We start from the raw sequence: 24,679 nt of genomic DNA on the forward strand, positions 1-24,679 counted from the left end.
ACCCTGTATGGACGCCAATCTGTTGCACGACATTATTTTCTACGTGATGTACGCCGCGCTGGCGATCGCGCTGGTGATCATCATCGAACGCACGCTGTACTTCGCCTATACCCAGCGCCAGGCGCGCCGGCTGGAGCAGGCGCTGACGCCGGAGGTGCGCCGCGCGGCCGATCTGCCGGACGCGCTGACCCAGCGCAACAGCCTGCCGATGGCGGTGATCGCGCCGGTGCTGGCGCAGAAACACCGCGCCGGCGATCGCGAGGCGATCGGCGATCTGATCGACGCCCAGTACTTGCTGAGCAAGCCACCGATGGCGCGCGGCCTGTGGCTGCTGGAAACCGTGGTCACCGCTGCGCCGTTGCTGGGGCTGCTGGGCACGGTGATGGGGATCATCGAAACCTTCAAGGCGCTGGCCGCTTCGGGCGTCTCCGAGCCGAGCCTGGTGTCGGCCGGGATGGGCACCGCGCTGTACGCTACTGGCCTCGGCATCGCCATCGCGCTGCTGTGCCTGGTGGCCAACAACTTCCTGCAGAGCCGCATGGAGCGGATCAACGAGCTGCTGAAGGTGCTGCTGATCCGCGCCGGTCAGCCGGCCAGCCGCCCGGAGAGCGGCAGCGGCGAACAATGGGTTGACAGCGGGGCGCCGCGCTATGCCTAATGGCCATCCAACACGGCGGCCGTTCGGCCGCCTTTATACGGCATTGTGGGGCGGTTGTTTGTTGATGTTGAGCCAGAGCGCTGCGGCGCGTTTTGCGATTCCCGGTTACGAGCTGGTGTATACCGCACCGGTAGAAACTGCGCTGCAGGCCGACGACCTGCGCAACACCGCCGAGGTGTGGCGCGAGATGTTCGACGCGGCGAAAACCCGCATCGATCTGGGGCAGTTTTACGTGGCGAATCAGGACGGCTCCTTGCTGGACGGCGTGCTGCAGCGCCTGAAGGCGGCCGGTGAGCGCGGGGTGAAAATCCGTTTCCTGATGGAGGAGAAAGGCATCCGCAACTCCACCGCCGAGACGCTGGAACAGCTGAAGGCGATCCCCAATCTGGAGCTGCGCATCATTCCTTACCAGAAGCTGAGCGGCGGCATCCTGCACGCCAAGTATCTGCTGGTGGACGGCGAACAGGCGTTTGTCGGCAGCCAGAACTTCGACTGGCGCGCGCTGGAGCATATTCACGAAACCGGGCTGCGCATCAGCGACGCCAAGGTGGTGGGGCAAATTCAGGCGATCTTCGAACAGGACTGGCAGGCGCAGGCGCTGCTGGCGCAGGATAAGCCGGTGCCGGCGCTGCCCGATTCGCCGCCGACCGCGCCCCCGCAGGACAACTATCTGGTGGCCAGCCCGCGCGCCTACAATCCGGCGGGCGTGCTCGATTCGCAGGCCGAGCTGCCGCGCCTGCTGGCCGACGCCAAACGGCGGGTGCGGGTGCAGGTGATGGACTACGCGCCGCTGTCGTTTGGCCCGGAGCGCAGCCGCCCCTTCTACGCGGTGATCGACAATGCGCTGCGCAGCGCGGCGGCGCGCGGCGTGCAGATCGAGTTGATGGTAGCCAACTGGAACACCAAAAAGCCGGATATCGCCTGGCTGAAGAGCCTGGCGCTGGTGCCGAACGTGCAGATCAAGGTGGTGACCATTCCGCCGGCCAGCAGCGGCTTCATCCCGTTTGCCCGCGTGATCCACAGCAAGCTGATGACCATCGATGATGAGATTGCCTGGGTGGGCACCAGCAACTGGACCGGCGGCTATCTGGACAACTCGCGCAATCTGGAACTGGTGCTGCACAGCGCGGCGATGAGCGGGCGGTTGGACCAGCTGTACCAACAGCTGTGGAACAGCGTCTATGCCGAACCCTTGAAACTGGATTACGATTACCCGACGCCCAAGCCGGGCGGCGGATCCTGATTATCAGGGCGTGGTTACCCCCGCGCCCCGCGTTGTTTACCGCCGCCAGCCGGCCTTCTCCAGCGCCGTCACCAGCTGCTCGGCGCTCAGCCCTTCCGCCCGATGGCCGTTGCCACTGACGCTATTGGCCGCCAGCAGCGCATTGACGATCGCCTCTTCCACCGCTTCCGCCGCCGCCGCGAACAGCGCCGAAATGTAGTCGTTGTTCACCATGCGCAGCGGCGTGGTGAAATCGCCTTTATTGGCGTAGTCGGCGGGCGGCAGGCCGTCGTTGCCGGTGGCGAAGGCGATAAAGATATCGCCGCTCGAATCCTCGGTGCCGCCGCCGGTGCGGGCGATGCCGATGCTGGCGCGCTGCGCCAGCCGCGCGCACTGGTGCGGCAGCAGCGGTGCGTCGGTCGCCAGCGCCACCACGATGGAGCCCATGCCGGGATGCGGCAACTGCGGCGTGAACGGCGAGGGGATATGCCCCAGGTGGCGGCCCACCGGGTAACCGCCGACCAGCAGCGACTCGCGTTTGCCGTGGTTGGCCTGCACGATGGCGCCCACCGTCCAGCCGCCTTGATCGGCGGGCAAGCGGCGCGATGCGGTGCCGCTGCCGCCCTTGAACTCATGACAGATCATGCCGCTGCCGCCGCCGACCGCGCCTTCCTGCGGCAAGCCGCCTCGGGCCGACTGCTGCGCCTGGCGCACGTGCTCGGCCTTGACGTGAAAGCCGTTGATGTCGTTGAGCAGGCCATCGAAGGTTTCCATCACCACCGGCATATTCCAGTACACCGCGTTGTCGCTCGCGGGCAGCGCTTCGCGTTCCAGCGCGATCAGCGCATCGCGCACTACCCCCACGCTGTGGGTGTTGGTGAAGGCGATCGGGCTGGTCAGCAGCCCCGCTTCACGCACCCATTCCAGGCCGGTGGCGTCGCCGTTGCCGTTCAGCACGTGCACGCCGGCAAAGCAGGGGGCGTGGCGGGCGGAGCCGGGGCGCGGTTCGATCACCGTCACGCCGGTGCGCACGCTGCGCCCGTCCGCCAAATCGGCATGAAGGCTGGCATGGCCGACGCGCACGCCGGGCACGTCGGTGATGGCGTTCAGCGGGCCGGGCGTGCCCTGGCCGATGGTGATGCCCAGATCCTGAGCGCGCTGCGTCATGGTTATTCTCCTTCTATTGAGGGGGCGGCGAGGGGCGCCGTCTGGCGGCCGCGCAGATGGTTCAGCGCCAGCCCGAAGCCGATGATGCCGGCAATGATAATAAAGTCTTTCAGGCTGCTGGCGATCAAAATCGTCCACAGCACGTACAGGCAGCACAGCAGCGCCGCCAGCACCGGCAGCGGCCACAGCGGCATCAGGTACGGGTGATGGAAGTGGCGGCGACGGCGGCTGATCAGCGCCGCCACCGCCATGATGATGTACACCAGCAGCAGCAGGATCACGGTGAACGAGGTCAGCGATTCGAGATCGGAGCAAAACGCCAGCAGCGCCGAGGGCACGCCGAACAGCAGGGTGGCGATCCAGGGGGTGCCGAAACGCGGGTGGATGATTTTCAGCGCGCGGTTGAACGCCGGCAGCCAGAAGCCGTCGCGCCCGCTGGCGAACATCATGCGGCTGAACTGCGCCACGATGGCGATAATGGCGTTGAACACCGACAGATAAATCGCGCCGCTCACCACCCGCGCCAGCGTCGGGCCGCCGAGCTGGGTGACCACATAGCCGACCGGGTCGGCCTGTTTGGCCATCTCCGCCAGCGACGGCGAGCCGATCAGCAGGGCGGTGAACGGCACCAGCTCCACCAGCACCACGATGACCAGCGTCAGCATGATCGCGACCGCCATCGGTTTGCCCTGTTCGCGCATGTCTTCCGCCATGTACACCGCTGCGCCGTAGCCGTTGTAGGAGAACAGAGCGACCCCGACCATGGCGACGATCAGCGGCAGCGAAACCGGCGCCAGGCTGCCTTGCGCGTCCAGCATCACCGGCGCGGTGAGGATCTCTGCGCTTTGATGCGGATGGCTGAAACCGAGCCAGGCGATCAGCGCTAGCACCGCCACTTCCACCACCAGAAAGGCGCCGGTCAGCAGGGCGTTGGCCTTGATGTTGAAAATGGCGCAGGCGCCGCCGATCAGCACGGTGATCATGCCGGCGGTGGAGGCGTCGAATGAGGTGCCCAGTGCGGTATTCAGATAGGGCACGGCGCCGGTGGCCAGCACCGCCGGCACGAACAGCGCGGCGCTGAGAATAAACAGATAGGTCTGCAACCCGCACAGGGTGCCGAACAGGCGTTTGATGATGCTGTATTCGCCGCCGGCGCTGGGGTGCGCGGCGCCGAGCTCGGCATAGCACAGCGCGATGGTGGCGGCGACGCAGGCGGCGATCAGAAATGACAGAAAGGCGCCGCTGCCGGCGCTGGCGATCGCCAGCGGCGCGATGACGAAGATCGAACTGGCCGGCGTCACGCCGGACGCGGTAATCATCACCACGTCGAGGACGCTGAGATTGCCTTTGAAAGTGTGTTCAGGGGCGGACTCTTGCATGGTTAACGACTCCATTAACGTGTGAGTGAGTAATTGTTTTGCTGCACAGGCTGTACGCAGAAATCAAATGGAGCGCGCGAAATGCCGGGGAGCGTTGCTCCCCGGAAGTTTATTGTTCTTATGTGTTACCCCTGCCCCGACGGGAAGCTGAAGCTGGCGCGCCGGGCGTCGCCGGAGGCCGGCCAGCGCTGGGTCACGGTTTTGCGTTTGGTGTAGAACCTGACAGCGTCCGGGCCGTAGGCGTGCAGATCGCCAAACAGCGAGCGCTTCCAGCCGCCGAACGAGTGGTAGGCCACAGGCACCGGCAGCGCCACGTTGATCCCCACCATGCCGACCTGAATGCGGCTGGAGAAGTAGCGCGCCGCTTCGCCGTCGCGGGTGAACAGGCAGGTGCCGTTGCCGTATTCGTGGGCGTCGATCAAGGCCATCGCCTCCTGCAGCGACGCCGCGCGCACCACGCCAAGCACCGGGCCGAAGATCTCTTCCTGATAGATGCGCATGCCGGGCGTCACGCGATCGAACAGCGTCGGGCCGAGGAAGTACCCCTGGCTGGGGCGGCCGTCGGCGCCGATCACGCGCAGTTCGCGGCCGTCCACCAGCAGCTCGGCGCCTTCGGCCACGCCCTGATCGATATAGCCTTTCACCTTCTGATAATGCTGCCGGGTCACCAGCGGCCCCATGTCGTTGCGGTTATCGCTGCCGGGGCCGACGCGCATGGCGGCCATCTGTTGCCTCAGCCCGGCGATCAGCGCGTCGGCGGTGCCGTCGCCCACCGCCACCACCAGCGGGATGGCCATGCAGCGCTGGCCGCAGGAGCCGAACGCCGCGCCCATCAGCGCGCCGACCGCGCCGGGGATATCGGCGTCCGGCAGCACCACTGCATGGTTCTTGGCGCCGCCCAGCGCCTGCACCCGTTTGTTCTGCGCGCAGCCGGTGTGATAGATGTGCTCCGCCACCGGCGTCGAACCGACGAAGCTGATTGCTTTGACGCGTCCGTCATGCAGCAGCGTCTCCACCGCTTCGCGATCGCCGTTGACCACGTTGAGCACCCCCGGCGGCAGCCCGGCTTCCGCCGCCAGCCGCGCGATATACAGCGCGGCGGAAGGGACGCGCTCGGAAGGCTTCAGCACGAAGGTGTTGCCGCAGGCGACCGCCATTGGCCACATCCACAGCGGCACCATCGCCGGGAAGTTGAACGGCGTGATGCCCGCCACCACTCCCAGCGGTTGAAACTCGCTCCAGCTGTCGATGCCCGGGCCCGCCTCTTTGCTGTGTTCGCCTTTCAGTAGTTCCGGCACATAGCCGGCGTATTCGATATTCTCGATGCCGCGCTGCAGTTCGCCCAGGGCGTCGCTGAGCACTTTGCCGTGCTCGGCGGTGATCAATTGGCAGACGGCGTCGGCATGCTGCTCCAGCAGATCCTTGAGCTTCATCATGATGCGCGCGCGTTTCAGCGGCGGGGTATCGCGCCAGGCGGGATAGGCCTGTTCGGCGGCGGCGATGGCGCGCTCCACCGTGGCGCGGTCGGCCAGCTGCACCTCCTGCGCCGATTGGCCGGTGGCCGGGTCGTAAACCGGCTGGCTGCGTTCGCCCCCGGCGGCGGGCTCGCCGTTGATCCAATGGGTAATGGTCATGATTCTCTCCTTATTCGGTGGCGTTGAGGGCATCGCCGACGGCGTTGATCAGCGCATCGATCTGCGCTTCGCTGCTGATGAACGGCGGCGCCAGTTGCAGGGTGTCGCCGCCGTAGCGCACGTAAAACCCGCTTTCCCAGCAGCGCATCGCCGCTTCAAAGGGCCGCCGCGCCGGTTCGCCGGGCCGCACCGCCAGCGTGATGCCGGCCGCCAGGCCGATATTGCGAATGTCGGTGACGTGTTTGGCCCCCTGCAGGCTGTGCACCGCGCGCTCGAAGTAGGGCGCCAGCGCCTGTACGCGCTCCACCATCTGTTCGCGCTGCAGGATGTCCAGCGTCGCCAGCGCGACCGCGCAGCTGACCGGATGGGCGGAGTAGGTGTAGCCGTGCGGGAATTCGAGCTGGTAGTCCGGCTCGCCGCCGTTCATGAAGGTGTGGTAAATCTCCGGCCGCACCACCACCGCGCCCATCGGCTGCGCGCCGTTGGTCACCTGTTTGGCGATGTTCATGATGTCCGGCGTGACGCCGAACGCCTCGGCGCCGGTCATCGCGCCGCAGCGGCCGAAGGCGGTGATCACTTCGTCGAAGATCAGCAGAATGTCATGCTGGGTGCAGATCTCGCGCAGGCGCTGCAGATAGCCGACCGGCGGCACGATCACCCCGGCGGAGCCGGAGAACGGTTCGACGATCACCGCGGCGATCGTCGAGGCGTCGCGCAGCGCGATGATGCGGCTGAGCTCATCCGCCAGCTCCACCCCCTGTTGCGGCATGCCGCGCGAAAAGGCGTTGCCGGCCAGCAGGGTGTGCGGCAGGTGATCCGCCTCGGCGCCGGCGCCGAACGCCTTGCGGTTGCCGGCGATGCCGCCGACCGAGATGCCGCCGAAGTTAACGCCGTGGTAGCCCTTTTCCCGGCCGATAAAGCAGGTTTTGCCCGCCTGGCCTTTGGCGCGCCAGTAAGCGCGCGCCATTTTCAGCGAGGTGTCCGCCGCTTCCGAGCCGGAGCCGGTGAAGAATACGTAATCCAGCCCCGCTGGCGTCAGCGCCTTGATCTGGTTGGCCAGCTCGAACGACAGCGGGTGGCCGAACTGAAACGCCGGCGAGTAATCCAGCGTCGCCAGCTGGCGCTGGGCGGCGTCGGTGATTTCCTGCCGGCCGTGCCCCAATCCGCAGCACCACAATCCGGACAGGCCATCGAAAATCTTTCTGCCGTCGTGGCTGGTGTAATACGCCCCTGCGGCCTGAGTAATGATGCGCGGCTGCGCTTTAAAATTGCGGTTGCCGGTAAAAGGCATCCAATGGGCTTCTAACCCTGCGGCATCGAGACGATTAAGCGAATAATTTTCAGCGGCCATGTTTTCCTCCGGGCAGGAAAATAAGTGCGATTAATTAAATAAAATGAGTTGTTAACGAATTGTTGTGCGAAATTGACTATGTACCGCTTGTTCTCTACTGTGAATAATCATATGTCGAAACTTACTTAAGGTTTTATGCAAGTAAAAAAGCGCGCGTTGCTGGGACAATTGTCGGATATGGATCTGCGTTTGCTGCGGGTATTCAAGGCCGTGGTCGACTGCGGCGGCATGAGCGCCGCCGAACTGGAGCTGAACATCAGCCTGTCGACCATCAGCAAGCACATCAAGGATCTGGAACAGCGGCTGGGCCTGACGCTGTGCCAGCGCGGGCGCGAGGGCTTTGCGGTCACCGATGAGGGGCTGTTGATCTACCAGGAAACGGTCAACCTGCTGGCGGCCACCGAGGCCTTCCGTCGCGGAGTGGACGAGGTGCACCAGCGCATGGGCGGGCAGCTGCACGTGGCGATATTCGACCATACGGTCAGCAATCCGCAGGCGCAGATCGGCCGGGCCATCGCGTTATTCAGCGAGCGCGCGCCGGAGGTTTCTTTGCAAATGTATGTGGAGCCGATTAATACCATTGAACGCGGCGTTATTGACGGGCAATTTCAGGTTGGGGTTATTCCCATGCACCGCAGCGCGGAAAGTTTATCTTATCATTCGTTATTCAGTGAGAGGATGTTCTTATATTGCGGCGCGCAGCATGAATTATTTTCCGGCCCCCATGAAACATTAAATTGGGATCTGCTGCACAATTATGCCTTCGCCGGATTAGGCTATCATTCGCCGAATATGGAACTGAGCCTGCAGCAACATTTGCATCGCAAGGCGACGGGGTTTGCGCAGGAGTCGATAGCGACGTTAATTCTGTCCGGCAAATACGTCGGCTTTCTGCCGGATCACTACGCGGCGTTTTTTGTGGCGCAGAACCTGATGCGGGCGATCAAACCGGCGCTGTTCCGCTACCACTGCGAATACTCCAGCGTGCTGCGCCGCTCGCCGGTGCCGCAGCGGGTGGTGAAGCTGTTCCATGAGTGCCTGCTGGCGGCCCACGGAACAGCGTGACGCTTACTGCTCTTTCTTCTTGCCGAAGATTCTGATCAGCGCGCCGACCAGGATGCCGACCGCGATGCCGGCGAAGATCCAGCCGATGATGCCCATTTCCTTACTCCTGCTAGTGCGTTGGTCTGATTATACCCGTCATACTTGAAACTGCATCTGTGTTGGCTGCGAGTGCGTACGCCAGTCACTTACTTGAGTAAGCTCCTGGCGAGCCGCCTCTTGCCGCCGGGATGCAGCTCCAACTATTTAGGGTAGATATCATCATTCGACGCGAAACGCCTCTTCGATCATCCGTTGCCGCTGCGCCGGCGCATAGTCGATCCAGGAATTCTTGCTGTTGGATTTCTCCAGCGCCACCGCCAATTCCTGGCCGGAAATCGGCAAATCGTCCTGCCAGAACGGCGCGATGGCGTGGCGGGTGATGAAATCGGTCAGGTAGCTCTCCGGGCTGCCCTGCCAGTGCGGGTACAGGCGCGCGGCCAGCTCGGCCATCAGCGCGCGCTGCTGCGGCTGTTCGCTGCTTTCCAGCAGGGTGAGGAACGGCAGCAGCAGGCGGCCGCAGACCTGGCCGTGATGGTAGTCGCGCAGCGCGCCGATCTCGCCGGCGATGCCGTGAATGACCCCCAGCCCGGCGGCGCTCAGCGTCAGCCCCCCGAGGTAGGAAGCCTGCATAATCGCTTCGCGCGCCGCGTCGCTGCGGTTGAGCGCCGGCCAGGCGGCGAGGAAGTGGCGGATGCCGCTCAGCGACATATCGCGCGTCATGGCGCCGGCGGTTTTCGACAGATAGGCCTCGAACAGGTGGGTGAAGGCGTCGATGGCGCAGTAGGCCAGCACCTTGTCCGGCGCGCCGGCCAGCAGCTGCGGATCGAGAATGGCGGTGTGCGGCACGAAGTTATTATGGCGCAGCGAGGCTTTCACTTTGCTGACCTGGGTATCGGTGATCACCGCGTTCTGCGTCACCTCGCTGCCGGTGCCGGCGGTGGTGGGAATGGCGATCAGCGGCAGGGTGGCGCCGCTGATTTTGCTGTCGCCCACTTTTTCCATATAGCGCAGCGTTGGCAGCGGGTGCTCCACCAGCGCGGAGAACGCCTTGGCGGCGTCCAGCACGCTGCCGCCGCCGATGGCCACCACGCGCCGCGCCTGGCCGCGCCAGCGCGCCACCCAGGCGTCTATTTCCTGCGGCGACGCCTCGTGGCTGACGATCTCAGTGCCGATGAGCAGCGGCGTCAGCGCTTCGCGCAGGCCGGCGTACACCGGGCCGTTGAGAAAAGAGCGGCAGCTGAACAGCAGCGTCGGCTGCGGATCGGCCAGCAGCAGCGGCGGCAGCTGCTGGATGCTGCCGTGGCCGAACCAGGTCTGGCGGTTGGCGATGATATGGCTGACGGACATGAGGTCTCCTTGACGGCGTTGCGGGGCGCGATGCCACAGCATAAGCCAGCGGGCGCGGAGCGGCCACCGCTTTCCCCGCTGCGGCAACCTGTGAGTTGTTTAACATGTAAACGATCTCGTTCTTGCATTTCGGCGCGCCGGATGCTTTTTTTAACAGTACCGGCCGTCGTGCGGCCAACCCCATCCGAAATCGGTAGATTGTTAATGTATTAATAATGGCGAGGCGGGTATGGATATTCAGGTTGAACGCTTGTCTGCGGTGATCGATGCGGTGGCCAGCCCGCGCTTTTATCCCAGCCTGTTGAATTGGCTGGAAGGGTTTTTCGCCTTCGACAACGCCATCGTCTATGCCTTCGAACGCGGCCGGCCGCCGCGCTGCCTGATCAAAACCGAGCGGGAAAACAGCGATGCGGTCAACCAGATCTACCAACAGGGCGCCTACCTGCAGGATCCGTTTTACCGCGCGCTGAACGACGGCGGCGAAGGCGAGGTGCTGACGCTGCGCCAGCTGGCGCCCTGCGGGTTTTATCACAGCGACTATTACCGTAACTTTTATCGCAAGACCGGCTGGCACGACGAGGCCGGCGTGCTGCTGCAATTGACGCCGGAGCGCGGGCTGGGGGTATTTTTCGGCTCGGCGCGCCGCACGGTGGCGGTGCGTTACCCGCAGCGGGCGGATCTGCGCAGCGCGCTGACGCTGGTAAAAAGCGTGGCGCGGCTGCACGGCGAAGTGGTGGCGGCACCGGCCGAGGCCGACACGGAGAACCACGACGGCGCGCAGGCGCGCTATCTGTTGACGCCGCGCGAGCGCGAGATCGTCGATCTGATCCTCGCCGGCTGCGGTTCGCAGCAGATCGCCGACCGGCTGTTCATCAGCCTCGGCACGGTAAAAAATCACCGCAAGAACATCTACGGCAAGCTGAACATCGGCTCGCAGGCCGAACTGTTCAGTCTGCTGCTGACCGCCCCGCAGCGGCGCAGCGCGTGAATGTTAATTTTTTGTAGCGAATGTCCCTAAGGGGACATAGCGGACAATCCCACGGCTCCCGATAATCCGATGTCATGGCATAGGCAATCGGGAGTGCGGCAGTGAACAACGAAATCGAGTCCTTAACCTACTACGCGGCGACCAAAAAATACGATCTGCGCTTCCCGACGCTGGAAGAGGATCTGGACGTCGACGTGGTGATCATCGGCGGCGGCTTCTCCGGCATCAACACCGCGCTGGAGCTGGCGGAGAAGGGCATCACCAACATCGCCATCCTCGAAGGCCGCTATCTGGGCTACGGCGGCACCGGACGCAACGGCGGCCAGGTGATGGCCGGCATCGGCCACGATCTGGAGAAGATCAAACGCCACGTCGGCCCGGCCGGGCTGGAAACCATCTTCAAGATCAGCAACCTCGGCGCCGGCATTATCCGCGAGCGCATCAAGAAATATGACATCGACGCCGACTTCTGCTTCGGCTACGGCTATCTCGGCAGCAACGCGCGTCAGGAGAAGACCCTGCGCGGCTGGCTGAAGGAGTTCAGGGCGGTGGCGCCGGAAGAGGAGATCGAGCTTTACACCGGGGCGGAGGTGAAGCAGGTGGTGGGCTCCGACGCCTACACCTGCGCGCTGAAACACATGGGCGGCGGCCACGTGCATTCGCTCAACCTGTTGCTGGGCGAGGCCAAGGCGCTGAGCGGCTACGGGGTGAAAATCTTCGAGAACAGCAGCGTGCTCAACGTGGAGTACGGGCCGCGCATCACGGTGCGCACCGCCATGGGCTCGGTGCGCGCCAACAAGATGCTGTGGGCCTGCAACGGCTTTCTCAACGGCATGGAACCGCAGATCTACCGCAAGACCATCAACACCTACGCCTTCCAGCTGGCCACCGAGCCGCTGTCTGACGATCTGATCCGTCAGATCAGCCCGATCCGCGGCGCCTACAGCGACATCCGCCCGGTGATCGACTATTACCGGGTGACCAATGAGAACCGGCTGCTGTTCGGCAGCGCCACCCGCCTGATCGAATATTTCCCGTCGGATCTCAAGGCCTGGAACCGCAACCTGATGCTGAAGGTGTTCCCGTACCTGAAAGACGTGAAGATCGATCTGGCCTGGGGCGGCCCGCTGTGCTGCAGCGCCAACCTGTTCCCGCAGATCGGCACGCTGCCGGATCGCGACAACGTGTTTTACGTGCAGGGCTACTCCGGCTTCGGCGTGACGCCGAGCCACATCGTGTGCAAGGTGCTGGCGGAGGGCATGAGCGAAGGATCCGATCGCTACGATCTGATGAGCTCGATCCCGCACGTCAACATCTTCGGCAAAGACAAGCTGCGGCGAGTGATGACCACCGCCGGTAAGGTTTGGCACCAGACATCCGGCTACTGGAAAGGCCGCCGTTAACCCTCAGAGGAGAATGACATGAAACCGTTACTGCTTAAACAACCGCTGCCGGAACTGCTGGAGATCGGCAGCGTCAGCAACCTGGGCGCCACGGTGATCGCCGGCACGCCAAACGTCGGCGTGGCCAGCATCTTCGGCGAACCGACCGACAACCTGAACTGCGGCGTGTTCAGCTGCACCTGCGGCAGCTTCGTGATGGAGTACCCGTTCGCCGAGCACGCCACGGTGTGGGAAGGTAGCGCCACCCTGACCAACGAACGCACCGGCGAATCGGTGCAGTATCAGGCCGGCGATTCCTGGTTCGTCGAGAAGGGCACCCCGGTGCGCTGGGACATCACCTCGGATCGCTTCGTCAAACACTACCTCGCCATCGTCGAGGGCTGACGCCGTCATGCCCCCCTCAGCAGGCTGAATGCCGAGGGGGAGCACCTTAACCTAACGCCCGCGCAATAAAGTCGGTTACCCGCTTGAGGATCTGATCCTTATTGGTTTCGTTAAAGCTCTCGTGCCGCCCGCCCGTGTTGATCATCCGTTCGAAATCGTCGCCCTGCAGACGATCGAGCGCGGTTTGCGTTTCGCTCATCAGTACCAGCCGGTCGTCGTCGCCGTGGATCCACAGCGTAGGCAGCGCGCCGAACCCCGGCCCGGCGTTGATGGCGGCGAGGATCCGCTGCATGGCGCGCAGGGTGGGGCGCTTGAACGGCCCGTGCCACACCAGCGGATCCTCCTGATAGGCCGCGCCAACCGCCGGATCGCGCGCCAGGGTGGCGGTATCCAGCGGCGCGTCGGGGATCGTCGGCAGCTCGGCCAGATCGGAAATCGCCGTTCTGTCGCCGAGCAGCGGGCCGGACAGCACCAATGCGCGCACCTCCTCGCCATAACGCTGCACGTAGCGGGTGGCGATCATGCCGCCCATCGAATGGCCGATCACCACCAGCGGCAGCGTCGGATACTGTTGGCGAAGATGCTCGACCACGCGCTGAACGTCGTCGACGATGGCGTCATAATCCTCGATCAGCACGCGCTCGCCCTGCGACAGGCCGTGGCCCAGATGATCGGGGCCGAATACCCGCGCCCCCTGTGCCTGTAGCGTGCGCGCCACGTATTGATAGCGGCCGAGATGCTCGCCGTAGCCGTGTACCAGCAGCGCCAGATAGCGCGGCTTGTCGTTTCCCCAGTCGTGCACGGCGATGTCGCCGTGACGGCCTTTGATAAAGCTGACGGTTTGTTCGGACATATTATTGTTCTCATGGTGGTAGGGTTGCCCTTCAGCGTAGCGGCTGGCGGCGAGCTTGTCAGGGGCGCCGGATGCGGCGCCCGCAGAGAGGGGATTACAGGCCGAACTGGCGCGCCAGTTCGTCGAGCGCTTCGCGCTGGAAGCGGTTGAACGCGTCGCGCGGCTGCTGTTGCTGGATGAACTCTAGCAGCGGATCCTGCACTTCCGTGCGCACGCCGCTCAGCTGCTCCATCACCGCCAGCCCGCAGAACGGCACGTAGGATTCGGCGTAGCCGCCTTCATGCACCATCACCAGCTTGCCGCCGCACAGCCGGTCGGCGGCGTCTTGCACCAGCGCGGTCATGGCGCGGAAGCTGTCGCTGTGCAGCTGCATGCGCGCCAGCGGATCGAGCGCGTTGGCGTCGTAACCGCAGGCGACGATGATCAGCTCCGGCTCGAATTTTTCCAGCGCCGGGATAATGATGCGCCGCATGGCGTGCAGGTAGCCGTCGTCGCCGGCGCCGGCCAGCATCGGCACGTTGACATTGCAGCCTGCCCCGGCGCCTTCGCCGCGATCCTGTTCGCCGGAATAGCCCGCCGGGAAGCAACCGTCCTGATGCAGCGACAGCGTCAGCACGTCGCCGCGCTGCCAATAGATATGCTGGGTGCCGTTGCCGTGGTGCACGTCCCAGTCGAGCACCGCCACCTTGCCCAGACCGTAGCGGGCCTTGGCGCGCTCGATGGCGATGGGAATATTGGCCAGGAAACAGAAGCCCATCGATTGATCCGGCAGGCAGTGGTGGCCCGGCGGGCGTGACAGCGCATAGGCGTTATCCAGCTCGCCCTGCAGCACCGCCTCCACCGCCGCGCAGGCCAGTCCGGCGGAGAGTTTGGCGATTTCATAGCTGCCCGGCCCCAGCGGCGCCTCCTCCCCCAGCAGGCCGCCGCCGCTGTCGCTCACCTGTTTGAAGCGCTGCAGGTAGTGGGCGGGATGGATGCGCAGCAGGTCTTCTTCCGTCGCCGGTTCGGCGCTCAGCAGGGTGAGTTGGCGCGACAGGCCGGACACGTCCATCAGATTCTTCATGCGCCGCTTGGTTTCCGGCGATTCGGCGTGGCCGGCGCCCGAAGGCGGTTGCACCCAGCCGCCGACCGGCAGGGTGGTGGCGTGCAGGCCGGTGCTGTGCCAGAAACAGCGTTCATCAAACAAGAAACCGGTTGTTCTTTTCACCTTTCTCCTCCTGTTATACGGCGCGGTGCGCGCGGTGAAGCCAGCGAAATCAACAGCAGCGACAGCAGCGCGCAGCCCAGCGCGCCGAACAGCAAGGCGTTGAAACCGCCGGAATATTCGATTAAAGAGCCGGCCAGCGTCGGGCCGATGGCCATACCGCCGCCGATCACCAAGTTGATGCCGTTCATCAGCTTGCCGTCGTTATCCAGCCCGGCGACCCGCGCCAGAATGAATGGCAGCACGAAGGTCCAGGTGAATTTGAACAGCAGGGCCGCCAGGGCGAAGCGCAGCAGCAGGGGTTGGCCTGTCAGCAGCGCCACGCTGGCCAGCAGCAGGGCGTACCCCAGTACGATCAGGCGCCCGCCGCTGAAGCGCGCGCCGATCAGCGCCGCGGCGCCGGCGCCGACGATGCCGAGCAAGGTGGCGACGGCCAGCACCTGGCCGCTGTGGGCCGGCGACAGCCCGGCGCCGGCGGCGATGCCGCCGATAAAGGTCCAGACCGCGCTCAGGCTGATGTAAAAGGTCAGCACCGCCAGCACGGCGCACAGCTTGCGCGCCAGCGAGGCGGCGGGGCCGCTGCGGGCGGCGCGGGCGGCGGTAAAACCGTTGGGGAACGCCGGGATGAGCGGCAGGCAGCACAGCATGATGGCCGCCAAAATCAGGTAGACCGCCATCAGACCGAAGTGCGCGAACAGCGGCGGCAGCACCAGCAGCCCGACCGCGCCCAGCACCAGCTGGCCGAGCACCCAGAAGGCATACACCCGGCTGGGGTTGGCGGTGCCGGCGGCGCAGGTGATGCACAGGATCATCAGGGTGCCGCCCGCCAGCGAGGCGATAAAGCGCAGCGGCAGCAGCAGGGTGAAATCCTGCACCAGCGCCGAAGCCAGGTTGCCGGCGATAAACACCAGCGCCGACAGCGTAGCGACCCGCCGCCAGTTGATGCGCCCGATCCACCACCACGCCGGCAGCGTGGCCAGGCTCATGGCGCCGAGTTCGGTGGAGAACAGGTGGCCGATCTGCGCCGGGCCGAGTTGCCACTGAGTCGCGAGCTGGGCGGCCACGGCGGGGGCGGTCATCAGAATGCCCGGCGCAATGGCGGCGAAGACGATAATGGCGGTCAGCAGCCGCGGTGGGCAGGGGAGCGCCGCGCCGACGGCGGGCGCGGAAACCGAATCACTGGACATAAACCTTTTCCCCAAGCGTTGAGTGACGATGAAATATCCCGCCCGGCCCGATTGCGGGCAGGGGGAAGCCGCGCCATAAATGGCGAATACGTTCTGGCGTTATTTTCCGGCCGCCGGCAGCGGCGGCCGTTATCGGGCGTTAACCGTGAGCGAGAAAACCGCCGGCGACCAGTTCGGTGCGGTTCACCACGTCGGTTTTGGCGAAAATATTGCGCATATGGGTTTTCACCGTAGACAGCGAAATGCCCAGCTTCAGGGCGATGCGCTTATTGCTGGCGCCTTCGCGCACCATGTTGACGATCTCTTGCTCTTTGGCGGTCAGCAGCTGCGCCTCGCTGTCGGGCAGCAGATCGCGCGTCGCCAGCTCGATCAGCGGCAGTACCGCGCGCAGGCGGCCGCGCTCCACTTCGGTAAACGGCGTATCGCGGATCAACGATACCCCGGCAACGATGCGCTTACGCTGGCGAATAAAAATCTCCGTCATGTCGCGCATGTCGTTCGGCAGCATAAAGTCGTGGTAATAGCGGCGGTTGCCGGCGATCGCCGCCGGGCTCATGCCGACCATGGTGATGTCTTGCCGGTGGAAGTTGGCCGGCTGCAGCGGGTCAATTTGCTGGAAGTGGTTCAGGTACTGCTGATGCGTTTTATCGGGCATGCCGTGCAGGATGTAGTGATCCGGCCGCAGGTCGCGATCGACCAGATAAAACACCCCGGCAGACACCGGGATTAGGTGCGTAATGGTCGCCAAACAGCTGTTGATAAAGGCATCGGATGCGGTGCTGTGCATGATTCGTGTTCCTCCCTTTATCGTTCAATCTGGAGAAGGTTGGCGGTCAATATATGAACGATACAAGCATAGTTGTAGCAATTTGGCAACACAATAAAAACATATTAACAACGTGAGGCCGATTGCAATAAAACACATAAATAACAAGATGACACTGCGTTAATTAGGGCTTTTTCATTCGGATTTATCGCGATTTTCATTAATAGGTTAATGAAATAATTCACCGCTTTTCCCGCTGAATTTACAGCGCTTTTCAATGCTTGCTCGGGTGAAGCTTTCGCCGCCCTGCGCGTGCTACAGCCGCCGCTGCCGGCCGCCGTCCCTCGTTCTTAAGAACGATAGCCAGGCTTTTCCGCCGCTTCCTACACTGCGAATTGAAGATAGCGCCAGGCGGCGCCAAACGTATAAGACGAAAAAATGATGACCTTTCTCGGGCTGAAGCGTCGGGTTGTTCAGTCCGCATGACCATACAGGGGACGGACGATGCAGAAAAAAACGTTGGCGGTGGCGTTGAGCGGCGCCTTATCGGGCCTGGCTCAGGGGGCGGACGCCGATCGCCCCAATGTGCTGATCATTCTGGTGGACGACATGGGCTACTCCGACATCAGCCCGTTCGGCGGCGAGATACCGACGCCCAACCTGCAGGCGCTGGCCGAACGGGGCGTGCGCATGAGCCAGTACTACACCTCGCCGATGTCGGCGCCGGCGCGGTCGATGTTGATGACCGGCAACACCAACCAGCAGGCCGGCATGGGCGGCATGTGGTGGTATGAGAGCACCGCCGCGCAGCCGGGGTATGAAATGCGCCTGACCGACCGCGTGATCACGCTGCCGGAGCGTTTTCGCGACGCGGGTTACGCCACCATGATGGCGGGCAAATGGCACCTGGGCTATGTTGATGGCGCCAAACCGACCGATCGCGGCTTCGAGCGCGCCTTCGCCTTTATGGGCGGCGGCACCAGCCATTTCGACGACGCGAAACCGCTGGGCACCGTGGAGGCGTTCCATACCTTCTACACCCTGAATGGCAAGCGCGTGTCGCTGCCCAAAGATTTTTATTCCAGCAAGGCCTATGCCGACCAGCTGGAACAGTGGATCCGTGATACTCCGCAGAATAAACCCGTCTTCGCCTATCTGGCGTTTACCGCGCCGCACGATCCGCTGCAGGCGCCGGATGACTGGATCGCCAAATTCGACGGCAAATACGACGCCGGCTATCAGCAGGCCTATCAGCAGCGCATTCAGCGCCTGAAAGCGCTGGGATTGATTTCCGATCGCACGCCGATGCCGACGCTGGCGCTGGATAAGGCTTGGAACGCGCTGACGCCGGAACAGCAAAAATATGAAGCCAAGACCATGCAGGTGTACGCGGCGATGATCGCTTACATGGACGATCAGGTCGGCGCGGTGTTGAACACCCTGAAGCAGACCGGCCGCGACCAAAATACGGTGATCGTGTTCGCCACCGACAACGGCGCCAACCCGGCCAGCGGCTTCTACTACGGCTCGAAGCCGGAGTATTGGCGGCAGTTCGACAACAGCTACGCCAACCTCGGCCGCAAGGGATCGTTCATCTCCTACGGGCCGCACTGGGCCAACGTCAGCAACGCGCCATACGCCAACTACCACAAAACCACCAGCGCGCAGGGCGGTATCAACACCGATTTCATCATCTCCGCGCCGGGGTTGAAGGGCCGCGGCGGTATCGATCGCACGCCGATGGCGGTGTATGACATCGCGCCGACGCTGTATGACTATGCCGGCATCGACGCCAGCAAACCGCTGAAGGCCAAACCGACGCTGCCGATGGTCGGCGTCAGCTTCAAGCGCTATTTCAGCGGCGAGGCCGACGGTGTGCCGCGCGCGACCTACGGCGTGGAGCTGCATAACCAGGCCGCCTATGTAGACGGCATCTGGAAGCTGCGGCGGTTGGTGAAGGCCGGGCCGACGGCGCAGATGGCGCCGTGGGGGCTGTTCAACCTGCATGACGATCCGCTGGAAACGCGCGATCTGGCCGCCGCCGACCCGGAACGGGTCAAACGGCTGAGCGAGGCGTATCGCCGCTTTGCGCAGCAGAGCATGGTTATTGAAGCCAAAGGTGCAGCGATCGACTATCTCGGCGTCGACGCCAGCACCGGCGACTACATCGGCCTGGATCCGCAGACCCACAAACCGTTGCCGCAGGCGGCGCCATGAACCTGGCCCAGCTGCGCGCGCAGCAGATCCCGGTAGAGAGCGAACCGCGCGCGGCGGCGCCTTTTCATTTGCTGGTGAAGCCGATCGGCGCCGGTTGCAACCTGGGGTGCCGCTACTGCTACTATCCGCAGCGCCAGCAAGAGCGGACGCGCAAGATGGACGACGACCTGCTGGCGGAGTTTATCCGCGGCTACATCGCCGCCCAGCCGCGCTATAGCCGCGAGATCAACTTCGTCTGGCAGGGTGGAGAGCCGCTGTTGGCGGGGATCGGTTTTTACAAGCGGGCGCTGGCGTTGCAGCGCCGCTTTGCGCCGCCGGGCGTGCGGATCAGCAACAGCCTGCAGACCAACGGCACCCTGCTGAACGACGCCTGGTGCCGGCTGTTCCGGCAGCATCAATTCATCATCGGCGTCAGCCTGGACGGCGATCGCGAGGTGCAGGACGCCCATCGGCCGGACAAGCGCGGCGGCGCCAGCTATGACGCCGCGCTGCGCGGCATCGCGCTGCTGCAGCGCCATCAGATCGACTTCAACCTGCTGATGGTGGTGCACGACGGCGTCGCGGATCGCGCCGAGGCGATCTACGATCATGCGGTGGCGATCGGGGCGCGCTATCTGCAGTTTCAGCCGCTGATGCTGGGAGGGGATGCGCCCGCCGCCGGCTATGGGCTGAGCGCCGCCAACTGGGGGCGTTTCATGCTGGCGGTGTACCGCCGCTGGCGCAGTCGCGGGCACGTCGGTCAGGTGTTTGTGATGAACATCGAACAGGTCTACGCGCAGTATTTCACCCACGTCAGCCCCAGCTGCGTGCACGCCGAACGCTGCGGCGGCAATCTGGTGATGGAGCCGGACGGTCGCCTCTACGCCTGCGATCACCTGATCAATGCGCAGCACCTGCTCGGCCATGCCGATCGCCACACGCCGCTCGCCACCCTGGCGGCAAGGGCGGCGGAGATGCCGTTCGGCAAGAACAAAAGCCTGCGCCGCGAGTGCCAACGCTGCAGCGTGAAAAGCGTCTGTCAGGGCGGCTGCCCGGCGCATGTGGGCGAAGATCGCTACAACCGGTTGTGCGCCGGCTATTACGCCTTCTTTTCCGCGCTGTTGGCGCCGCTGCTCGTCTACCCGCGCAGCCCGCAGGGAGCGATGCAGTGGCGCGCCGCCGTGAGCGCCGCCGCAGGTTGAAAGCGTCTCGTCCTTAAGGACGATAGTCAGCATTTTCCTTTCCTCTCTATAGTGAGATGACCGCCGCTGGCGGTGAAAAACCTGCAAGCACCTGCATGCATCAGGCCAAAACTATAAGAGGAAATAACCATGAACCTGTCGTCGCGGTTGCACGCCCACCTGGCTCGAGGCAAGGTCGGCTTTCCCACCACCCTGGCCAGTTCGGTCGGGGTGATCATGGCCAGCCCGGTGATCCTGACGGTCACCAGCGGCTTCGGCATCGGCGGCGACACCTTCGCGCTGGCGATGCTGATCGCCTTCATCATGATGCAGGCGCAGCTCACCACTTTCTCCGAAGCGGCGGCGCTGCTGCCGACCTCCGGTTCGGTTTACGACTACATCTCCTGCGGCATGGGGCGCTTTTTCGCCATCACCGGCGCGCTGTCGGCCTACCTGATCGTGCACATCTTCGCCGGCACCGCCGAGACCATTCTCTCCGGCATCATGGCGCTGGTGAACTTCGAGCATCTCAACACCCTGATGGAAAGCCATAACGCCTCCTGGATGGTCGGCGTCGGGCTGGTCGTCGTGTTCGGCCTGCTCAACGCGTTCGGCATCGAGGCCTTCGGCAAGGCGGAGATCGTGCTGACCTTCGCCATGTGGAGCACGCTGGTGATTTTCGGCATCGTCGGGCTGCTGTCGCCGCATGCGGTGCCGCTCGAGGGCTGGTTCGGCAGCACGCTCGATCTGAACGATCCCTTCGCGGTATTCAGCCTGATCGGTATGGCGATGTTCATGTTCGTCGGCTGTGAGCTGGTGACGCCGATGGCGCCGGAGATCAAACGCTGCGATCGGGTGATCCCGCGGGCGATGGCGCTCGGGCTGTGCGGCGTGGCGGTGTGCATGGCGCTGTACGGCGCGGCGCTCAGCCACCAGGTGGAAAACGTGGTGATCGACGCCGCCAGCGGCACGCGTCTGCTGGAAACGCCGATGGCCATCCCGGCGTTCGCCGGCCAGGTGATGGGCCAGTTCGGCAAATACTGGCTGGGCGTCGGCCTGCTGCTGGCGGGCGCGGCGACCATCAATACGCTGATGGCGGCGGTGCCGCGCATTCTGTACGGCATGGCGCTGGATGGCGCGCTGCCGCGCATGTTCGCCTATCTGCATCCGCGCTTTAAGACGCCGGTGGTCGGCATTCTGGTGGCGGTCTTGATCCCCTGCGTACATGCCTTCGCCATTCAGGGCAACCTCGATAGGATCATTCCGCTGGTGCTGGCGGCGGTGTGCGCCTGGGGCGTGGCCTACCTGCTGGTGACCTGCTCGGTGGTGATCCTGCGCCTGCGCCGCCCCGATCTGCCGCGCGCCTATAAATCGCCGTGGTTCCCGCTGCCGCAGATCGTCTCCAGCGTCGGCATCGTGCTGGCCATCGTCTACATCACGCCGCCGGGGATGAACCCGCGCGACGTCTACATTCCCTTCGGCTGGATGATCGGCCTGACCGCCGCCTATGCGCTGTTCTGGACGCTGTGCGTGCAGAAAGTGAATCCGTTCAAGCCGGTGCCGGTCGAGCAGGTGCTGGAGAACGCGTTCGCCAAGGGCGAAAACGAGGAGGCGCAGTTTGATCGGCTTACTTCCCTCACTTAATCGCGCCTGGCGGCGAGCGCCGTCGGGCTATCGGCCGGGCGCCGCGCTGGATCGTCTGGCGCGCAACCTGGAACCCTACGCGTGCGAACGCCTGGCGCCGGGCCTGCTGCGGCTGACGCTGCCGCAGGGGCCGCAGATCGAGGTCAGCGAACAGGTGCAGGGGCTGTTTATGGCGCATATCGTCAGCCACCGCTTTCGGTTACAGGGCGCGTGCGCAGCACAGCCCCCGCTGACGCTGGACGTGGTGACCGGCGGCTGGCTGCGGCGGCGCGGCGTGCGCTATCTGCTGCGCCAGCGCCATGCGGCCGCGCAGCGGGTGCTGGCTGGCCTGCTGCGCTACCCGCAGATCGGCGAGACGCTGGCGCAGCTGGATTTTCGCCGCGTGCGGCTGACGGTGAACGACGGGCGCTGGCAGGTGGATATCGAGCATTTCGCCGCGTCGGAGGTGGTCAGCCGTTTGCCGGCCGGCCGCCGCTATCTGCGGCTGGACGCCGAACAGCGGCGGCTGCTGTTGAGCAGCCTGCTGATGATCGGCCAACTGATGGAGAAGCTGAATCATGAATAGAGTGGTTGTGATTACCGGCGGCGGCACCGGCGTCGGCGCCGCCTGCGCCCGTCTGCTGGCGGCGCAGGGCGATCGGGTGTTCATCATTGGCCGCCGCCCGGAACCGCTGGCGGCGCTGGCGCATGAGATCGGCGCGCAGGCGCTGGTGGGCGACGCCGCCAGCGGCGAGAGCTGGGCCCACACGTTGCTGCCGGCCATTCTGCGCGACGCCGGGCGCATCGACTGCCTGATCGGCAGCGCCGGTGGCATGGGCTTCAAGCGCATTACCGAGATGACCGACGAGCAGTGGCAAGGGGCGATGGACAGCAACCTCAACAGCGCTTTCGCCAGCGCGCGCGCCTGCTTGCCGGAGCTGATCAAGAGCGGCGGCAATCTGCTGTTCGTCGCCTCGATCGCCTCGCTGGCCGCCGGGCCGGAGGTCTGCGGTTATGTCACTGCCAAGCACGCGCTGATCGGGCTGATGCGCTCCATCGCCCGCGACTATGGCCCGCTGGGCGTGCGCGCCAACGCGGTGTGCCCCGGCTGGGTGACCACGCCGATGGCGGACGAAGAGATGCAGCTGCTGATGGACGCCCATCAGATCTCGCTGGAGCAGGCCTACCAGATGGTCTGCCGTGACGTGCCGCTGCGGCGGCCGGCCAGCGCCGAGGAAATCGCCCGTATCTGTCGTTTCCTCTGTTCCAGCGAGGCTTCAATCATTACCGGCGCTGCGCTGGTGGCCGACGGCGGCTCTACCATCGTCGATGTGCCGACATTGGCTTTCACTTCCCTGTAAGGAGCATTTCCATGAGTTCAGAAGCGGTATTCATTCAGGTTGGCGCGCTGGCGGAAGGCTTTGCGCCGCACAGCAATACGCTGGAACGCCAGCACGGTCTGGCGGGCACCACGCTGACGCTGCGTTTCAGCGACGGCGCGACGCAACGTTGCCGGTTCAGCGACGCGCAGACGCTGGAGTGGGGGGAGCGGCGCGGTATCGCCTATCGCGCCACCAGCATTCGCCCCGGCGTGCTGTTCATCGATTTTCTCGATCCCGCCCGCGCCAACGCCAGCATTACGCTGGTATGCGACCGCAATCAGGGCAACTTTACCGCGGTATACGGCCAGCTGCCGGACGAAGCGCAGGCGCGGCTCGATGCCTTTAGCCGGGTGGAGCAGGGGCTGCCGCTGACCGCGGTCGAGGCCGAATTCCGCTTCGGCACGCTGGATGACGCCGACGCGGCGCCGCCGGGCTTTACCGATGAGCTGATCGGCATGCGCAACATGTACACCTACAGCCCGACCGAGCGCTACGAGCACATCTACCTGAACGACAACTTCTACGCCTGGCAGTGTCTGGACGGGGTGGAGAAGGGGTTGGCGGACGTCGATCGCTGCCACTACGTGAAGGTGGCGGAGCAGCTTTATCTGTTCGTCTGGCGCGAGAAGATCATTCCGACGCTGGGCGTGGTGATGATCGATCTGCAGGGCATGCGCACCGACGGCAAGATCCTCGGTTATCAGGGCAGCGATTTCAGCGCGCTGAGCAACTTTGCGGTGGGCGCCCACGCGCAGGTGCTGAACACCACGCGCCACCCGCGAGGATAGGCCGATGAGCGCAACCTATGCGGCCGACGCCTTCGCCGGGCAGGCGGTGCTGGTGACCGGCGGCGCGCAGGGCATCGGGCTGGCGATCGTCAGCGCCTTCGCCCGGCTGGGCGCCGAGGTGACGATCGCGGACGTGCAGCTGCCGCAGGCGCAGGCGGCGGCGCAAATGCTGCGGGACGAAGGGCTGAGCGTGCAGGCGCTGGCTTGCGATCTGGCCGAGCCGGGGCCGGTCGCCGAGTTGGTGGCGATGGTGGGTGAGCGGCATCAACGGCTGGACGTGGTGATCCACAACGCCGCTTACTTTCCGCTGACGCCGTTCGCCGCCATCGACGCGGCCCTGCTGCAACGCACGCTGAGCGTCAATCTGATGGCGCCGTTCTTTCTGGCGCAGGCGGCGCTGCCGTGGATGCGCCGCGCCGGCGGCGGCAGCCTGCTGGTGACCTCGTCGGTGACCGGCCCGCGGGTGGCCTACCCGGGGCTGGCGCACTACGCCGCTTCCAAGGCCGGGGTGAACGGGTTTATTCGTGCGGCGGCGCTGGAGCTGGCGGCGGAGAACATTCGCGTCAACGGCGTGGAGCCGGGGATGATCCGCACGCCGGCGATGGCCAACCTGGGCGACGCGCAGGTGAATCAGGCGATCGCCGCCGCGGTGCCGCTCGGGCGGCTGGGGGAACCGGAAGACATCGCCGCGGCGATGGTGTTTCTCGCCTCGCCGGCGGCGGCCTATATCACCGGCCAGACGCTGGTGGTGGACGGCGGCGCGCTGTTGCCGGAAACGAATGCTCCGCTTGTTTGATGCAGCCGCGCACCCCAGTCGCTTACTTGAGTAAGCGACTGGGGATTTACGCCTTGGCAACACCAA

At 64.6% G+C, this 24,679-nt stretch carries 22 protein-coding genes; 13 read left to right on the forward strand and 9 right to left on the reverse strand.

The genetic code is table 11. The annotated features are described in order from the left end of the window. Positions 1-7 precede the first annotated feature (7 nt). The gene (locus MMS95_RS00700) at positions 8-658 is read left to right on the forward strand and encodes a MotA/TolQ/ExbB proton channel family protein (RefSeq protein WP_016929215.1); all 651 of its coding nucleotides are present in this window, start codon (positions 8-10) and stop codon (positions 656-658) included. After that, positions 651-1,901, forward strand: a complete 1,251-nt coding sequence (locus MMS95_RS00705) for a phospholipase D-like domain-containing protein (RefSeq protein ID WP_242141303.1) — start codon at positions 651-653, stop codon at positions 1,899-1,901. Before MMS95_RS00700 ends, MMS95_RS00705 begins: the two co-directional genes overlap by 8 nt. Positions 1,902-1,937: 36 nt before the next feature. On the opposite strand, the gene MMS95_RS00710 is transcribed toward MMS95_RS00705, so the two are convergent. The 4 genes from MMS95_RS00710 to MMS95_RS00725 all read right to left on the reverse strand — a co-directional run bounded on the left by MMS95_RS00710 (position 1,938) and on the right by MMS95_RS00725 (position 7,411). Then, positions 1,938-3,047 carry a P1 family peptidase gene (locus MMS95_RS00710; RefSeq protein ID WP_242141304.1) on the reverse strand — a complete coding sequence of 370 codons (1,110 nt, stop codon included), beginning with the start codon at positions 3,045-3,047 and terminating at the stop codon, positions 1,938-1,940. Positions 3,048-3,049: 2 nt separating this feature from the next. Beyond that, positions 3,050-4,426, reverse strand: coding sequence for an amino acid permease (locus MMS95_RS00715; protein WP_015376511.1), 1,377 nt, complete (start codon positions 4,424-4,426; stop codon positions 3,050-3,052). A 125-nt stretch (positions 4,427-4,551) separates the two neighbouring features. After that, positions 4,552-6,060 carry a CoA-acylating methylmalonate-semialdehyde dehydrogenase gene (locus MMS95_RS00720; protein ID WP_277951769.1) on the reverse strand — a complete coding sequence of 503 codons (1,509 nt, stop codon included), beginning with the start codon at positions 6,058-6,060 and terminating at the stop codon, positions 4,552-4,554. 10 nt (positions 6,061-6,070) lie between these two features. After that, positions 6,071-7,411, reverse strand: coding sequence for an aspartate aminotransferase family protein (locus MMS95_RS00725; protein WP_088381214.1), 1,341 nt, complete (start codon positions 7,409-7,411; stop codon positions 6,071-6,073). A 135-nt stretch (positions 7,412-7,546) separates the two neighbouring features. Here MMS95_RS00725 and MMS95_RS00730 point away from each other — a divergent pair, with 135 nt between their 5' ends. After that, positions 7,547-8,476 carry a LysR family transcriptional regulator gene (locus MMS95_RS00730; RefSeq protein ID WP_021505270.1) on the forward strand — a complete coding sequence of 310 codons (930 nt, stop codon included), beginning with the start codon at positions 7,547-7,549 and terminating at the stop codon, positions 8,474-8,476. A gap of 258 nt (positions 8,477-8,734) precedes the next feature. On the opposite strand, the gene MMS95_RS00735 is transcribed toward MMS95_RS00730, so the two are convergent. Further along, on the reverse strand, positions 8,735-9,862 hold the full coding sequence (locus MMS95_RS00735; RefSeq protein ID WP_021505269.1) for an iron-containing alcohol dehydrogenase: 1,128 nt from the start codon (positions 9,860-9,862) through the stop codon (positions 8,735-8,737). A gap of 229 nt (positions 9,863-10,091) precedes the next feature. Between MMS95_RS00735 and MMS95_RS00740 the strand changes: the two genes are divergently transcribed. The 3 genes from MMS95_RS00740 to MMS95_RS00750 all read left to right on the forward strand — a co-directional run bounded on the left by MMS95_RS00740 (position 10,092) and on the right by MMS95_RS00750 (position 12,637). Then, positions 10,092-10,850, forward strand: coding sequence for a helix-turn-helix transcriptional regulator (locus MMS95_RS00740; RefSeq protein ID WP_015376515.1), 759 nt, complete (start codon positions 10,092-10,094; stop codon positions 10,848-10,850). Between the two features lie 101 nt (positions 10,851-10,951). Beyond that, positions 10,952-12,253, forward strand: coding sequence for an FAD-binding oxidoreductase (locus MMS95_RS00745; protein ID WP_015376516.1), 1,302 nt, complete (start codon positions 10,952-10,954; stop codon positions 12,251-12,253). A gap of 18 nt (positions 12,254-12,271) precedes the next feature. Next, on the forward strand, positions 12,272-12,637 hold the full coding sequence (locus MMS95_RS00750) for a cupin domain-containing protein (RefSeq protein ID WP_242141305.1): 366 nt from the start codon (positions 12,272-12,274) through the stop codon (positions 12,635-12,637). A gap of 46 nt (positions 12,638-12,683) precedes the next feature. Here MMS95_RS00750 and MMS95_RS00755 read toward each other — a convergent pair whose 3' ends face one another. From MMS95_RS00755 to MMS95_RS00770, 4 genes are all read right to left on the reverse strand, one after another. Further along, complete coding sequence (locus tag MMS95_RS00755) at positions 12,684-13,490, reverse strand: alpha/beta hydrolase (RefSeq protein ID WP_021505267.1); 807 nt, start codon at positions 13,488-13,490, stop codon at positions 12,684-12,686. A gap of 94 nt (positions 13,491-13,584) precedes the next feature. After that, positions 13,585-14,697: a class II histone deacetylase gene (locus tag MMS95_RS00760; protein ID WP_088381217.1), complete on the reverse strand. Its 1,113-nt coding sequence runs from the start codon at positions 14,695-14,697 to the stop codon at positions 13,585-13,587. Then, positions 14,694-15,881: an MFS transporter gene (locus MMS95_RS00765; protein WP_015376520.1), complete on the reverse strand. Its 1,188-nt coding sequence runs from the start codon at positions 15,879-15,881 to the stop codon at positions 14,694-14,696. The genes MMS95_RS00760 and MMS95_RS00765 overlap by 4 nt, the downstream gene beginning before the upstream one ends. 139 nt (positions 15,882-16,020) lie before the next feature. After that, the gene (locus tag MMS95_RS00770; protein ID WP_004933198.1) at positions 16,021-16,668 is read right to left on the reverse strand and encodes a LuxR family transcriptional regulator; all 648 of its coding nucleotides are present in this window, start codon (positions 16,666-16,668) and stop codon (positions 16,021-16,023) included. A 483-nt stretch (positions 16,669-17,151) separates the two neighbouring features. Between MMS95_RS00770 and MMS95_RS00775 the strand changes: the two genes are divergently transcribed. From MMS95_RS00775 to MMS95_RS00805, 7 genes are all read left to right on the forward strand, one after another. Continuing rightward, positions 17,152-18,864: an arylsulfatase gene (locus tag MMS95_RS00775; RefSeq protein WP_242141306.1), complete on the forward strand. Its 1,713-nt coding sequence runs from the start codon at positions 17,152-17,154 to the stop codon at positions 18,862-18,864. Next, complete coding sequence (locus MMS95_RS00780; protein WP_242141307.1) at positions 18,861-20,045, forward strand: anaerobic sulfatase maturase; 1,185 nt, start codon at positions 18,861-18,863, stop codon at positions 20,043-20,045. The genes MMS95_RS00775 and MMS95_RS00780 overlap by 4 nt, the downstream gene beginning before the upstream one ends. 129 nt (positions 20,046-20,174) lie before the next feature. Beyond that, positions 20,175-21,668: an APC family permease gene (locus MMS95_RS00785; RefSeq protein ID WP_015376523.1), complete on the forward strand. Its 1,494-nt coding sequence runs from the start codon at positions 20,175-20,177 to the stop codon at positions 21,666-21,668. Further along, complete coding sequence (locus MMS95_RS00790) at positions 21,643-22,233, forward strand: DUF3156 family protein (RefSeq protein ID WP_021505405.1); 591 nt, start codon at positions 21,643-21,645, stop codon at positions 22,231-22,233. The genes MMS95_RS00785 and MMS95_RS00790 overlap by 26 nt, the downstream gene beginning before the upstream one ends. Beyond that, positions 22,226-23,008: an SDR family oxidoreductase gene (locus MMS95_RS00795; RefSeq protein WP_033631717.1), complete on the forward strand. Its 783-nt coding sequence runs from the start codon at positions 22,226-22,228 to the stop codon at positions 23,006-23,008. Before MMS95_RS00790 ends, MMS95_RS00795 begins: the two co-directional genes overlap by 8 nt. An 11-nt stretch (positions 23,009-23,019) precedes the next feature. Then, positions 23,020-23,817, forward strand: coding sequence for a molybdenum cofactor biosynthesis F family protein (locus tag MMS95_RS00800; protein WP_085337473.1), 798 nt, complete (start codon positions 23,020-23,022; stop codon positions 23,815-23,817). A gap of 4 nt (positions 23,818-23,821) precedes the next feature. After that, on the forward strand, positions 23,822-24,613 hold the full coding sequence (locus MMS95_RS00805) for an SDR family oxidoreductase (RefSeq protein ID WP_242141308.1): 792 nt from the start codon (positions 23,822-23,824) through the stop codon (positions 24,611-24,613). Positions 24,614-24,679 lie beyond the last annotated feature (66 nt).

Origin of the sequence: Serratia sp. PGPR-27, from assembly GCF_022678525.1 — a bacterium.
Classification (GTDB): Bacteria; Pseudomonadota; Gammaproteobacteria; order Enterobacterales; family Enterobacteriaceae; genus Serratia; species Serratia nematodiphila.